The 12,787-nt window shown below is 41.1% G+C and carries 13 protein-coding genes; 11 read left to right on the top strand and 2 right to left on the bottom strand.

All coding sequences use genetic code 11. The features are described 5' to 3' along the window. Positions 1-20 precede the first annotated feature (20 nt). Together NSS67_RS19635 and NSS67_RS19630 are read right to left on the bottom strand one after the other, a co-directional pair. Positions 21-911 (bottom strand): LysR substrate-binding domain-containing protein, encoded by an 891-nt coding sequence (locus NSS67_RS19635; protein ID WP_339315270.1) that lies wholly within the window; start codon positions 909-911, stop codon positions 21-23. Positions 912-1,039: 128 nt separating this feature from the next. After that, positions 1,040-1,876, bottom strand: a complete 837-nt coding sequence (locus NSS67_RS19630) for an AraC family transcriptional regulator (protein WP_339315269.1) — start codon at positions 1,874-1,876, stop codon at positions 1,040-1,042. Positions 1,877-2,031: 155 nt separating this feature from the next. Here NSS67_RS19630 and NSS67_RS19625 point away from each other — a divergent pair, with 155 nt between their 5' ends. The 11 genes from NSS67_RS19625 to NSS67_RS19575 all read left to right on the top strand — a co-directional run bounded on the left by NSS67_RS19625 (position 2,032) and on the right by NSS67_RS19575 (position 12,606). Further along, positions 2,032-3,195, top strand: coding sequence for a Gfo/Idh/MocA family oxidoreductase (locus tag NSS67_RS19625; RefSeq protein WP_339315268.1), 1,164 nt, complete (start codon positions 2,032-2,034; stop codon positions 3,193-3,195). A 24-nt stretch (positions 3,196-3,219) separates the two neighbouring features. Continuing rightward, positions 3,220-3,981 (top strand): sugar phosphate isomerase/epimerase, encoded by a 762-nt coding sequence (locus tag NSS67_RS19620; RefSeq protein WP_339315267.1) that lies wholly within the window; start codon positions 3,220-3,222, stop codon positions 3,979-3,981. 31 nt (positions 3,982-4,012) lie between these two features. Next, positions 4,013-5,101, top strand: a complete 1,089-nt coding sequence (locus NSS67_RS19615) for a Gfo/Idh/MocA family oxidoreductase (protein WP_339315266.1) — start codon at positions 4,013-4,015, stop codon at positions 5,099-5,101. 31 nt (positions 5,102-5,132) lie between these two features. After that, complete coding sequence (locus NSS67_RS19610; protein ID WP_339315265.1) at positions 5,133-6,134, top strand: Gfo/Idh/MocA family oxidoreductase; 1,002 nt, start codon at positions 5,133-5,135, stop codon at positions 6,132-6,134. A gap of 206 nt (positions 6,135-6,340) precedes the next feature. Further along, on the top strand, positions 6,341-6,601 hold the full coding sequence (locus NSS67_RS19605) for a hypothetical protein (protein ID WP_339315264.1): 261 nt from the start codon (positions 6,341-6,343) through the stop codon (positions 6,599-6,601). A 246-nt stretch (positions 6,602-6,847) separates the two neighbouring features. Beyond that, on the top strand, positions 6,848-8,344 hold the full coding sequence (locus NSS67_RS19600) for a malate:quinone oxidoreductase (RefSeq protein WP_339315263.1): 1,497 nt from the start codon (positions 6,848-6,850) through the stop codon (positions 8,342-8,344). 188 nt (positions 8,345-8,532) lie between these two features. After that, a complete protein-coding gene (locus tag NSS67_RS19595) occupies positions 8,533-8,952 on the top strand; it encodes a GntR family transcriptional regulator (protein ID WP_339315262.1) in 420 nt (139 codons plus the stop codon). Further along, positions 8,949-9,635 carry an ABC transporter ATP-binding protein gene (locus tag NSS67_RS19590; RefSeq protein WP_339315261.1) on the top strand — a complete coding sequence of 229 codons (687 nt, stop codon included), beginning with the start codon at positions 8,949-8,951 and terminating at the stop codon, positions 9,633-9,635. The genes NSS67_RS19595 and NSS67_RS19590 overlap by 4 nt, the downstream gene beginning before the upstream one ends. After that, positions 9,632-10,477 (top strand): hypothetical protein, encoded by an 846-nt coding sequence (locus tag NSS67_RS19585; RefSeq protein ID WP_339315260.1) that lies wholly within the window; start codon positions 9,632-9,634, stop codon positions 10,475-10,477. The genes NSS67_RS19590 and NSS67_RS19585 overlap by 4 nt, the downstream gene beginning before the upstream one ends. 24 nt (positions 10,478-10,501) lie before the next feature. Next, on the top strand, positions 10,502-11,701 hold the full coding sequence (locus NSS67_RS19580) for a hypothetical protein (RefSeq protein ID WP_339315259.1): 1,200 nt from the start codon (positions 10,502-10,504) through the stop codon (positions 11,699-11,701). Between the two features lie 248 nt (positions 11,702-11,949). Beyond that, positions 11,950-12,606, top strand: a complete 657-nt coding sequence (locus tag NSS67_RS19575; protein ID WP_339315258.1) for a CatB-related O-acetyltransferase — start codon at positions 11,950-11,952, stop codon at positions 12,604-12,606. Positions 12,607-12,787 lie beyond the last annotated feature (181 nt).

Here is a 12,787-nt window from a genome sequence, read left to right as displayed (position 1 = left end):
AATTGTACTCGGTAGCGTGACTACTTCTCTTTTCTAGAGATAAGTAGTTTTTGAATAAAGACATTGGTGGCCATGGAGGAGGGGTTTTCTTTGTGGCGGATGATATAAAATTGTCTTTCAAGATGATGATGTCTGATAGGTAGCTCATAGATTTCGCCACTTGCTAATTCTTTGCGTACAATCCATCTGGAGAGCATAGCGATTCCCAAACCGGAGGCGACGGCTTCCTTAACTCCCTGACTACTGTTGAAGACATAGGATCTTTTGACAGAAAGCTCTTCTTCTTGAATGAAATGATCACTAAAAGCCCGCGTTCCAGAGCCAAGCTCTCGTAGAACCCAAACCTGATTTTGCAGCATACTTTGCTCCACGAAGACCATTTTTGACAAAGGATGGTTGGCAGGGGAGACGATAATCATCTCGTCTTTCATGTAAGGCTTGACGGTCAGATCATTCTCATGTGCTTCTCCTTCAATAAAGCCAATATCCAATTCATTGGATTTAACGCCTCCAATAATTTCCTCAGTATTACCGATCGTCACCTGAAGCTTAACTTGTGGGTATTGATTTGCAAATTCCGCAAGTTTTGAAGGTAAAATATACTCGCCAATAGTGAAGCTAGCTCCTATATGTATACTGCCTGTGACTTCATCCTGAAGCATCTGAATTTCCTGATTAGCTTCTTCGAAATGAGCTAATATTTGTTTGGCGTGTTTATAAAGAATCGTGCCTGCCTCTGTTAATCTTACTTGTTTGGGAGATCGATGTAGAAGCTTTGCGCCTAGTTCATTCTCAAGATTCCGAATATGTAGACTGACACCGGGTTGAGATAGATTTAGTAATTCTCCTGCTTTAGAGAAATGGCTTTGCTCAGCTACAGTAACGAATACCCGTAATGTATCTACGATCATAGTAATCCCTCTCTAAAAGTCCTGAGTTTAATTGAATTCCTTATCGAGCACGTGCTGTGCTTTCTTTTGTGAAATGATACCCTTCAGTCTCCATTATAGTTCATCCCATTCAGAGGGACATTATTCATTCACTTCGTACTATTCCGATAGGCTGATGGGGAAAGGCCCATTGTCTTTTTGAAATATTTAGAGAAATGGGCCAATTCCATACCTACTTGCTCCGCAATATCTGAAATACTGAAATCCGTGAAAGAAAGCTGTCTCTTAGCATGCTCCATACGTTTCAGCTGCACATAGTGCATAGGAGTTACACCCATGAATTTCTTGAAATAAGGAATGAAATAATTCGGGTGTAGATGGGCAAGCTCTGCTAATTCATCGATCTCTATGGGCTTATTTAGGCATTTATCGATGTATTGGAGCACATGAGCTAGCTTGCCTTGGTCACCCGTATGGATGAATTCATTCAAAAAATCTGTATGACTATTGTCGCTTGATTCAAGACATGTGGCAATGAGATTAAGCAAACAAGCCTGAGTACGCAGAATCGATAAGACATCATCATTTTGAAATTGTTCGATCATTTCTACAAAGATGGCCCTTACAGAATCTGGGTTAGGCGAATCGCATATATATAGTTTTTTTTCCGCATGGAATAATGGCCACTCTCCAATGTCAGCATCAAAGTGGCAGTAATAGCGGATATATGGATCATCTACAGAAGTTTCAGTAGTTTGTGTGCTCCCCGCAGGCATGATCATTAATTGTCCTGGTTTCGGATAATAGGGAATCCCGTTTATAACGACTTTCCCCTCACCCCCGTCTATGAAATACAGTCGATTAAAAGCGGGAGTTTCCAGCGTACGGTTCCATCCGGGATATCGATTACTAAGTTGAGCGTGAGTCACAGTAACCTTGAGATTCTGCAGAAGACGACCGGTTAAGTTACCTGAATTGCTCATCATCTAACTCCTTTATGGCTTAAATATCTTCATTATAACGGATCTATTTATCTAAAACATCTTATTTAAATACAAATATACCTTAATTTCGATCATGTTCATGTCCATAAAATAAGTATATCCTCTAAACATAACCACTAATAAGGAAGTGATCAGAGATGAGTAATGTTCGTTATGGAATTATTGGCATTGGAAATATGGGAACTGCACATGCGCAAAGTCTGCTGAATGAAATTAAGGGAGCTGAGCTTACTGCAGTTTGTGATATTAAAGAAGAACGCTTGAAATGGGCTGAAGAGCAACTGCCCGAGAATATTAGGAAGTATTCTACACCGAAGGAATTATTTGAGTCACGTATCATTGATGCGGTATTAATCTGTACTCCGCATTATGATCACCCTACACTTGCGATCGAGGCCTTTCAATATGGTTATCATGTACTGGTGGAGAAACCTGCGGGTGTATATACGAAGACTGTTCAACAGATGAATGATGCTGCAGCTCAGTCTGATCGCAAATTTGGAATCATGTACAATCAACGTACTAATCCTTTGTATCAAAGACTTAGAGATCTTATTCAGTCTGGTGAGTTAGGTGAGATCCGCCGGACGAATTGGATTATTACGGATTGGTATAGAACGCAGAACTATTATAACTCCGGTGGCTGGCGGGCTACATGGGCGGGTGAAGGCGGTGGGGTGTTGCTTAATCAAGATCCTCATCAACTAGATTTATGGCAGTGGACGACAGGTATGATGCCGAAGCGGATCAGAGCATTTTGCCACTTTGGAAAATATCGCAACATTGAGGTTGAAGATGATGTAACCGCTTATGTGGAGTATGAGAATGGAGCTACGGGTCTATTTATTACTACCACTGGAGAAGCACCGGGGACCAATCGTTTCGAAATCAATGGCGATAATGGAAAAATCGTAGTGGAAGATGGAAAGCTAACCTTTTGGCGTCTACGTACACCGGAGTCTCAATTCAACGCAGAGTTTAAGGGAGGATTCGGTAGTCCAGAGTGCTGGAAATGTGAGATTCCCGTAGAAGCTGGTGGAGGGGAGCAGCATAAAGGGATTTTGCGGAACTTTACAAATGCCATTTTGCATGATGAAGCGTTACTTGCTCCTGGGGAGGAAGGTATTCGGGGACTAACTCTTTCGAATGCCATGTATTTATCGGCTTGGACGGACAATTGGGTGGATCTTCCGATAGATTCGGACTTATTCTACGAGAAGCTGATGGAAAAAGTAGAGAACTCCACCTTTCAAAAAGAAACCTCAGAAGCCAAAACATTGGATGTTAAGGGAACGCATTAAACCGATGGAGAGAGGAAGAATCTTATGAAACGTTCGACGATTGCAGCTCAAATGTACACGTTACGTGATTTTACCCAAACTGCGGAGGATTTAAGATCAACTTTTCAAAAGGTATCTGCAATGGGATATGAAGCCATTCAAATTTCGGCCATCGGACCGATCGACCCGAAGCTTGTTAAAGAATATGCGGATGAAGCAGGTTTGGTCATATGCGCGACCCATGTGTCTTGGGATCGGTTATTGAACGATTTGGAGGCGCTAGCCGCAGAGCATAAGCTGTGGAATTGCAAGTACATTGGTCTTGGAGGATTACCTGAAGAATTTCGTACTGGTGTTGAAAGCTACCGTAAGTTCGCAAAGCTTATATCCAGAATCGCGCTTACATTAAAAGAGCAACACGGTCTTCAATTTGTTTATCATAATCATGATTTTGAATTTGAACGCTTTGACGGTATTACTGGGATGGAAGTGCTGCTCACTGAGACTGATCCTGCGGTCGGTTTTTTATTGGATTTATATTGGGTTCAGGCAGGTGGAGCGAGTCCAGTGGAATGGATACGTAAAGTTGAAGGCAGAATGCAGGTTGTGCATTTAAAGGATATGGCGATTATAGACAGGCAACAGGTCTTCGCTGAAATCGGTCAAGGCAACATGAATTATGCTGAAATCATCGCTACTTGCCGTGAAACAGGAATGGAATGGTATGTAGTTGAGCAGGATGTTTGCCGTCGTGATCCTTTTGAGAGCTTGGAGATCAGTCTGCGCTATCTGCTTAGCCTATTATAGAATTTGATTAGAAGCCATTAGGAGGATTCTGATGAACAGAGAAGACGGAATGACCTATGCACCCTCGTATGAAGCTAAACCAGTAGTAAAGCCAGGTGAATTCATCATCGCTGCTATCGCATTAGATCACGGTCATATTTATGGGATGTGCAATGGGCTCGTTGAGGCAGGTGCGGAGCTGAAATGGGTATATGATCCGGATGAGGAGAAGGTTAGAGCTTTCGTAGCCAAATATCCGGGTGTTAGAGCTGCTGAGTCTATGAATGAAATACTGGAAGACCCTGAGGTCCGCTTAATTGCAGCGGCAGCTATTCCATCAGAGCGTGGACCATTAGGAAATAAGATTATGGCTCACGGTAAAGATTATTTTACGGATAAGACCCCTTTTACAACACTAGAACAGCTGGAATCCGCTAGAGCTATGGTCACAGCAACTAAACAAAAGTACATGGTATACTTTAGCGAGCGTCTTCATGTTGAGAGCGCTATCTATGCGGGACAGTTGATCCATCAGGGGGCGATTGGTCGTGTCCTTCAAGTCATTGGATTAGGACCGCATCGCTTAAGTGCTTCTAGTCGACCAGAGTGGTTCTTCCAGCGAGAAAAATATGGCGGAATCCTGTGCGATATCGGTAGTCATCAAATAGAACAATTTTTGTATTATACGGATTGTCAGGATGCTTCAGTTGTTCACAGTAAGGTAGCTAATTATAATCATCCAGCTTACCCTGAATTGGAGGACTTTGGTGATGCAACGCTTGTTGGAGACAACGGTGCAACTCAGTACTTCCGTGTAGATTGGTTTACACCTGATGGGCTCGGAACCTGGGGAGATGGGCGTACAATGATCATGGGAACTGAAGGCTATATTGAACTGCGCAAATACAGTGATATCGCACGTTCGAATACACCGGATCATGTGTACTGGGTGAACGGGGAAGGGGAGCATTATGAACATGTAGCTGGAAAAGTTGGATTTCCGTTCTTTGGTGAACTTATCCTCGATTGTCTGAACCGGACGGAGCGGGCCATGACACAAGCACATGTCTTTAAAGCTGCAGAACTATGTTTGAAGGCTCAAGCCCAAGCGATCAATCTGACCCCCGATCTACTAAAATAGCGAATGGAAAGACGAATGGAGGGTGCTCTAGATGAACAAACTTGGAGTAGCGATTATTGGCTGCGGGGCGATTTTTCCACTCCATGCCAAAGCAATATCAGCTATAAAAGATGTGAGCCTGCTTACTGTTGTAGATATTGATGCTGATAAAGCTGCGCGTGCAGGTATTGAATACACCTGTCACGCCACTGACGATTATAGAGAAATACTGAATGATGACCGTATAGATGTTGTACATCTTTGTACGCCTCATTATCTTCATGCAGAAATGGCCGTGGATTTATTACGTGCAGGGAAGCATGTGTTAACAGAAAAGCCAATAGCGGTTGACCTACCTTCGGCTATGCGTATGCTGGAAGCTGCGGAACAGAGTACAGGTCAGCTTGGAGTGGTGTTCCAGAATCGTTACAATGATACTTCCATTTATATCAAGAAGAGTATTGATTCAGGTGCATTAGGGAAATTACGCTGTATGAAGGGTGTCGTAACCTGGCATCGAAGCGAAAGCTATTACAAAGATAGTAATTGGCGAGGACGATGGTCCACGGAAGGTGGAGGTGTTCTAATTAATCAGACCATTCATACCTTGGACTTGCTTCAGTGGTATGGGGGTGAGATTACTTCAGTCAAAGGCAGTATTACCACGGATGTGCTAGATGGAGTAATTGAGGTAGAGGACACCGCCCATGCCTGCATTAACTTTGCTAATAATGTTCGAGGGCTGTATTATGGTACGAATACCTATCTTGAGGACTCTCCGGTGGAGCTTGAGCTAGTTTTTGAAGAGGGGACACTTAACCTTCGCAGGGACTGCTTGTATCTTTGGAAAGAGGGGGAAGAGAGCTTGGTTTGCGAGCCCATATTAAGCGCTAAGGAAGGCAAAGCTTACTGGGGAACTGGACATAAGAGACTAATTGAGGACTTCTATGAGCATATTTTTAGCGGACGAAAGTTTTGGCTAGACGGTACTGAGGGGATAAAGGCACTGGAGTTGGTGGCGGGTATTTATAGCTCATCGCTAAGGAATAAATAAAACATTAACATAGCATAAGCTGTTCCATAGGTAGATTTATCTACGAATGAGACAGCTTTTTGTGTTTAGGGACTTTCCACATTTGGTTAAACACTAAGAAGACTACGACATACAGAGTTAGATGGATTTGATTTATTCCCCTTAGTGGAATAATCTAATTTAAGTATAGTTTATATAAAGCAAGATATTTGGAGGGTGCATACAATATGAAGAAATTACTACAAAACATTAGAACGAGCACCAAGCTAATTTCTATTGTTCAAGCCATCGTGTTCACCTTTGTCTTTTTATACGTACTGATGTTTCTATCAGGTGGATTGTTCACTACCTTTTTCATCATGCTCATTGCTTGCTTTGTCAGCATATTCGCAGCCTTGCTTATGCTTATTCGTAAAAGCTTCTTATGGGTAATCGTTGATCTTATTGCTGCAGGTAGCATGTTCATCTATTTTATTAATAATGCTTAACTGCTACTAATCCTTACAAGAAGCTGGTTTGATGCTGTAGTTTTTGTTCCCTAACCTTGAGGACTTATTTCTCTCTTTTTTGCAAGCTTTTAAATAATTTATTTTTTTAATATAATAGTAGATATTAAATTTATAATTAATTGTAATACACTCGGATAAGGTTATAATTGAAACAGAGAAGGTGTGACGCCTAAGAAGGAGCGCCCACATCCTTTCTGCAAAATTCAGGGGATAAGGATGGTAATAATGGGCAAAAGTGCAACTGAAACAGACGTCATTTTAATTGGTGCTGGAATCATGAGTGCGACTTTAGGAACACTTTTAAAAGAATTAGTGCCTGATTGGAAAATTAAAGTGTTTGAAAAGCTCGAAAAAGCAGGTGAGGAAAGCTCTAATGAATGGAATAATGCAGGAACTGGGCATGCAGCGCTCTGCGAGCTAAACTACACTGTCGAGAAATCCGATGGAACTGTTGATATAAGTAAAGCTATCCAAATTAATGAACAGTTTCAGCTTTCAATGCAATTTTGGTCTTATCTGGTAAATCGTAAGCTGATACATAATCCGCAGGACTTTATCATGTCATTGCCCCATATGAGTTTGGTACTAGGGGAGAAGAATGTAACTTTTTTGAAGAGAAGATTTGAAGCGCTGTCACGAAACCCATTGTTTCAAGGAATGGAATTTTCCGATAACTCTAGCAAACTAATGGAATGGATGCCGCTTATTATACAAAATCGTCCATCGAATGAACCTATAGCAGCAACAAAAATCGACACTGGCACGGATGTTAACTTTGGTGCATTAACGCGCATTTTATTTGATCACTTGAAGAGTAAGAATGTGGATATCCATTATAAACATAGTGTAGATGGAATCAAACGTAGTAACGATGGATCGTGGGAGTTAAGAGTGAAAAACGACAGCGGTACCATTGAAAGCCATACAGCTAAATTTGTCTTTGTCGGTGGCGGGGGAGGAAGCTTGCATTTACTGCAAAAATCTGGTATCCCTGAAGGAAAACATATTGGAGGATTCCCGGTAAGCGGAATATTCATGGTGTGTAATAATCCTGACGTTATAGCACAGCATCATGCAAAAGTATACGGTAAAGCAAAGGTGGGAGCGCCTCCAATGTCGGTTCCGCATCTGGACACCAGATTTATTAACAACAAAAAATCATTGTTATTTGGACCGTTTGCTGGCTTCTCACCCAAGTTTTTAAAAACGGGTTCAATGTTTGATTTGATAACTTCCGTAAAACCGGATAATCTCCTAACGATGTTGTCGGCAGGTGCCAAAAACATGTCTTTGACAAAATACCTGATCGAGCAAGTGTTGTTATCGAAAGAAAAGCGTATGGAGGAATTACGAGAGTTTATCCCGAATGCCAGAATCGAGGATTGGGATCTAGTCGTAGCTGGCCAACGCGTGCAGGTTATCAAAGACACAGCAGCAGGAAAAGGTATCCTTCAATTTGGTACAGAGGTTATTAGCGCCGCAGATGGTTCGATTGCAGCATTATTAGGTGCTTCTCCAGGTGCTTCTACAGCTGTTCACGTGATGCTTGAAGTCCTTAACAAATGTTTCCCTCAACATATTAAAGAGTGGGAACCGAAAATTAAAGAAATGATTCCTTCTTATGGCTTGTCATTATTGGAGAATCCAGAGTTATTAAACGAAATTCGCACTTCAATTGCGGCTACATTAGATTTAGGTGAAAGAGAACGAGTTCAAGGATAATGTTAAACGTTAAACTTATAAATTCTTATGTTTTACGAAAAGCTGCCGAGGGGCAGCTTTTTTTTGTGGAAGGAAACTAGCCTGTGCCCAAAACCAAACTATTGACACAAAAGTGTATTACTCGTATAGTACATGTACAAGATGTATGAACCACTTAGTACACACACTTAACATATGGAGTTGGTAGTATGACAGAAGAGCAGAAATCAGGTGTCAGCTTTAATATTCGTGAACCAGTATATATTCAGGTCGTTCGTCACTTCAAGGAACAGATTGCTACAGGGCAGATCAGCGCGGGAGACAAAATCCCTTCACGGCGTGAACTGGCAGCAGTCATGAAGATTAATCCTAACACGGCGCAGAAGGCGTATAAGGAAATGGAGGAACAAGGCTTGATTGTAACAGAAGGAAATTCCCCAAGTCGAATTACACAGGATCAGCGAATACTTAGCTCGATTCGTTCAGAACTAATCGAAACTGCAGTGGATGCATTTATCGTTTCTATTCAGAATATTCAAATTCCGGTTGAAGAGCTTGTAGATATTGTGAAGACGAAATATACCTCAGAGCGAAAGTCAGCTGCTGCAGAGGGCGGTGACGTGAGATGATCCAAGTGAAACAGATGGTGAAAAATTATGGATTCAAGAAAGTACTAAATGGCATTAGCTTCACCGCTGCAAAAGGCGAGATTACTTGCTTGATCGGAATTAATGGCGCCGGAAAGTCAACAGTGTTGAAATCCATTATGGAGCTGACACCATTCCAAGGTGAAGTATTGATCGATAATGCACCACTTACACCTGCGATGTATGAGACTATCACCTTCATTCCAGACACTTTAACGATGCCTTCCAATATGCGAATTGCTGATTGCTTGAGCTTTATGGCGGACTTCTATCGTAATTGGAATGCAAATCGTGCCGAGGAATTACTGGAATTCTTCCAACTAAGCACTACGGATCGCGTATCCTCATTGTCGAAGGGGATGGCTGCGAAGCTTAATTTATTACTTGGACTTGCCTTAGATTGTGGTTACATCCTAATGGATGAGCCGTTCTCGGGAATTGATATGTTCAGCCGCGAGCAAATTACCGATGTGTTCACAAGTGAATTGATCGAGGACCGTGGCGTAATTATCACAACACATGAAATTAATGACATTGAGCAATTAATAGATAAAGTGGTCTTGCTGCAGCATGGGAAGGTTGAACGTGAATTCTATTGCGAGGAAGTTCGCGAGCAGGAAGGCAAGTCCATTACGGACGTAATGAGAGAGGTGTACAAGAAATGAGTGCTTTTGTGAAGCTATTGAATTTTGAAGTGAAACGATTTGCCAAACTATATATTGCACTCATGGTGCTGACGGTTGCGTTACAACTTGCAGGTGTCGCCATAGGTGCTAATGATTGGCTGAATTCTGCAAATGAGGCAATGAGAGTGAATCAATGGACCCTTGGGCAGTATCACCATGTGACTGGATATATTCAGTTAAATAGTATGGTGTATGATCACTATAACGGACTTCTGTATTTCGGGCCTATACTCTTGAGTATTGTATTGCTGCTTATATATAGCTGTTTCATTTGGTATCGTGATTGGAGAGGTAAAAATACGGTAGTTTATCGTCTGCTCACGCTGCCATCAAATCGAGCGAATTTGTATTTTGCCAAGCTGGTTACGATCCTGCTATTCACATTTGGACTTGTCGCCTTGCAGATTCTCCTTGTTCCACTGGAGCGTTTGATTGCACAGTCGATTCTTCCTGCTGAATTATATCGGAACATTACGGTATCTGAATTCTTAAACCATACAGTTATACTCAAAATTTTGATTCCATCCTATTTTTCTGACTTCGTACTGTACTATGGGCTGGGTATTACGGGCTTGATCGTCTTGTTCACAGCGATTCTTATGGAGCGGAGCTACAGACTGAAAGGGATTGGATATATCGTACTGTATCTAGCGGTTCTGGCTGGACTAGCCTCAATACCATATTTTATGGGTTATGGCAGATATGATAGCTACTTCTATCCGGGAGAAATCATGGGAGCTTGTCTCGGATTAATAGTGATCATTGCTGGAGGTTCGCTTTGGTACAGCTTGTATCTATTGCGTAAGAAAATATCGGTATAATTGAAGGGTTATGGAGGTTAAGGAATGAGAAAATATATGGTTACCGCTGTTCTTGTAGTGTTCGCGGTAGTTACAATCGGGACGTATTATGTGAAAACTTCACAAGAGACACCACCTAATTATAAGCTGACAACGGTTCAAGGGGATGCTTCCCTGGTAGAAGGTAAAGCTTTATACGGAAATTATATGATTAAGGATAGTATTTTTGGCATCAAACCAGCTTATATCACGACAAATGGTACAGTTTATCCAGATGAAAAGTCTGCGATAAGCCAAAGCTTAAATCGAAGACCAATGAAAACGCAATTGGATCGGTGGATTGAAGAGCATCGTCAGTTTATGCGCGGTAAGACGAACATTTCTGGTTTCTACGAGAATGAGGAAATGCTTGCATATGTGAATACGAAAGTAGATACGAAGCAATCAAATGATCCATCAGCCGAGAAGAATGCTAAGCTCGGTATTTCTGTGCTTAACAAGGAGAAGAACAATACGCTGGAAATCACATCCGATATTCGTGTTGATAATGATGTTTTAGATATGTATATACAAAATGTACAGCTTGTTGATGGGCAGCTTGTTGCTATGTTGTTTATGAATCACAGTGCCTCAGGTTATGTATCTGAACCGCAGATCATCCGTGTTAATCTAACAACAAAGGAGATTACGAATGAGCCGCTCGCGTTACCAGGAGTTAAAGCTGTAGCAGCAGATGGGGATACTCAATACGCAAGGTTAGCCAATCAAAATCTGGAGCACACCGATCAATGGATTTTAAGTATTAGTAGAGACAATCATAAAAAGGCATATCATGTGGATGTTAAGACGGGACAAGTCTCGCCGCTCGCGTTCCAAGGGCATGAAATGTTAATGAATAATATTATGTATGCCTATGGACAGAAAATTTATTTCTTGCAAAAAGCTGTATCGAGTAAGGAAAATATAGGTTTCAATGTTACATCTTACGATCTCGTGAGTAAAGAATATGATACTGTCCTGAAGAACACAAACATAGATATAAGTAATAACTTTACCTATGCTTTTAAACAAGACCATCTCTATATTATGGGATATAAGAATTTTAAAGGTAATCGTCTGTATGTATTCAATTTGACAAGCGGTAACCTTGAATACGAAGGAAAAGCAGTATCAACAGAGGCTACAAATCAGGCTGAGGATGAAGCTAATATGGATTTGAATTTTATCGATCTTGGTCAGTACTAGTTTTGTTCCTTATCTGTACAGGTATTAAATAGAATAAATGAACAGTATAGTCAGTGGATTAAAGATACTAGATGAAATTAAAGTGAGTTGTATATTTGACGAAGAATTAAATCGTTGTTACAATGTCCCCATCAATTAGGAAAAGGATGAGGACGATGGTTCGTCGTTTGAAACGGTTTAAGAATGTCGCCACTGTATTGAGCTTCTAAGTATAAATGCTATAAATTACTTAGGAGCGAGGGAAAAGAATGAAAACACAACTGTATAGCCACTGGTCTGAAATTAAGTATTTAAAGGATATTGTCACCAACCCAATGATTGAGGTAGGGGAGTACTCTTACTACTCTGGTTATTACGATAATCATGATTTTGAAAATGGTTGCGTTAGATATCTCTGGGGAGACGAAACCTCGAGAAAGTTGTTTAACCCTATCGAAGATTATGGTTGGCATTTAGATAAATTGATTATTGGAAATTATGTCTGCATTGCAAGTGGTGTGATTATTCTGATGGGTGGGAATCACAATCATCATTCGGAATGGATTACCGTGTATCCGTTTGTGGATCAGATTGGAGCCTCTTACGAGTCGAAAGGGGACACAATCATTGAAAGTGATGCCTGGATTGGAATGAATGCAATGATTATGCCCGGTGTGAAAATAGGTGAAGGTGCTATTGTTGCGGCAGGCTCGGTTGTAGTAAAGGAAGTCTCACCCTATTCAATAGTAGGCGGTAATCCTGCTAGAGAGATCAGAAAACGTTTCACAGATCGAGAAATTGAAAAGTTAAAGGAAATGCGTTGGTTCGATTGGAAACGCGAGAAAATTGAACAAGCCACGCATCTACTTTCAAGTTCATCTATTGATCAATTATATGATTTCTATCTAAAGGAAATAAAACAATAACATAATCAGAACAGGCTGTCGGTATATTCGACAGCCTGTTCTTTCTGTTTGACAGGATAGTTTAACAATGAATGTTATTTACCAGATTAATCCTAATTAGTATGATAATATTAAAGGACTCTGTACTGCAAACGCATAGGAGTCTTTCATCGGAGGATACAGAAGATATAACCAACCGTTG

This window comes from Paenibacillus sp. FSL R10-2734, assembly GCF_037963865.1.
Lineage (GTDB): Bacteria > Bacillota > Bacilli > Paenibacillales > Paenibacillaceae > Paenibacillus_AQ.
The sequence above is the reverse complement of the archived record's forward strand: the minus strand, read 5'-3'. Positions and strand labels throughout refer to the sequence as shown.

Excerpts from the sequence above, each read along its gene's own strand:
- NSS67_RS19635 (WP_339315270.1), bottom strand. The coding sequence starts at position 911 with ATGATCGTAGATACATTACGGGTATTCGTTACTGTAGCTGAGCAAAGC.
- NSS67_RS19630 (WP_339315269.1), bottom strand. The coding sequence starts at position 1,876 with ATGATGAGCAATTCAGGTAACTTAACCGGTCGTCTTCTGCAGAATCTC.
- NSS67_RS19625 (WP_339315268.1), top strand. The coding sequence starts at position 2,032 with ATGAGTAATGTTCGTTATGGAATTATTGGCATTGGAAATATGGGAACT.
- NSS67_RS19620 (WP_339315267.1), top strand. The coding sequence starts at position 3,220 with ATGAAACGTTCGACGATTGCAGCTCAAATGTACACGTTACGTGATTTT.
- NSS67_RS19615 (WP_339315266.1), top strand. The coding sequence starts at position 4,013 with ATGAACAGAGAAGACGGAATGACCTATGCACCCTCGTATGAAGCTAAA.
- NSS67_RS19610 (WP_339315265.1), top strand. The coding sequence starts at position 5,133 with ATGAACAAACTTGGAGTAGCGATTATTGGCTGCGGGGCGATTTTTCCA.
- NSS67_RS19605 (WP_339315264.1), top strand. The coding sequence starts at position 6,341 with ATGAAGAAATTACTACAAAACATTAGAACGAGCACCAAGCTAATTTCT.
- NSS67_RS19600 (WP_339315263.1), top strand. The coding sequence starts at position 6,848 with ATGGGCAAAAGTGCAACTGAAACAGACGTCATTTTAATTGGTGCTGGA.
- NSS67_RS19595 (WP_339315262.1), top strand. The coding sequence starts at position 8,533 with ATGACAGAAGAGCAGAAATCAGGTGTCAGCTTTAATATTCGTGAACCA.
- NSS67_RS19590 (WP_339315261.1), top strand. The coding sequence starts at position 8,949 with ATGATCCAAGTGAAACAGATGGTGAAAAATTATGGATTCAAGAAAGTA.
- NSS67_RS19585 (WP_339315260.1), top strand. The coding sequence starts at position 9,632 with ATGAGTGCTTTTGTGAAGCTATTGAATTTTGAAGTGAAACGATTTGCC.
- NSS67_RS19580 (WP_339315259.1), top strand. The coding sequence starts at position 10,502 with ATGAGAAAATATATGGTTACCGCTGTTCTTGTAGTGTTCGCGGTAGTT.
- NSS67_RS19575 (WP_339315258.1), top strand. The coding sequence starts at position 11,950 with ATGAAAACACAACTGTATAGCCACTGGTCTGAAATTAAGTATTTAAAG.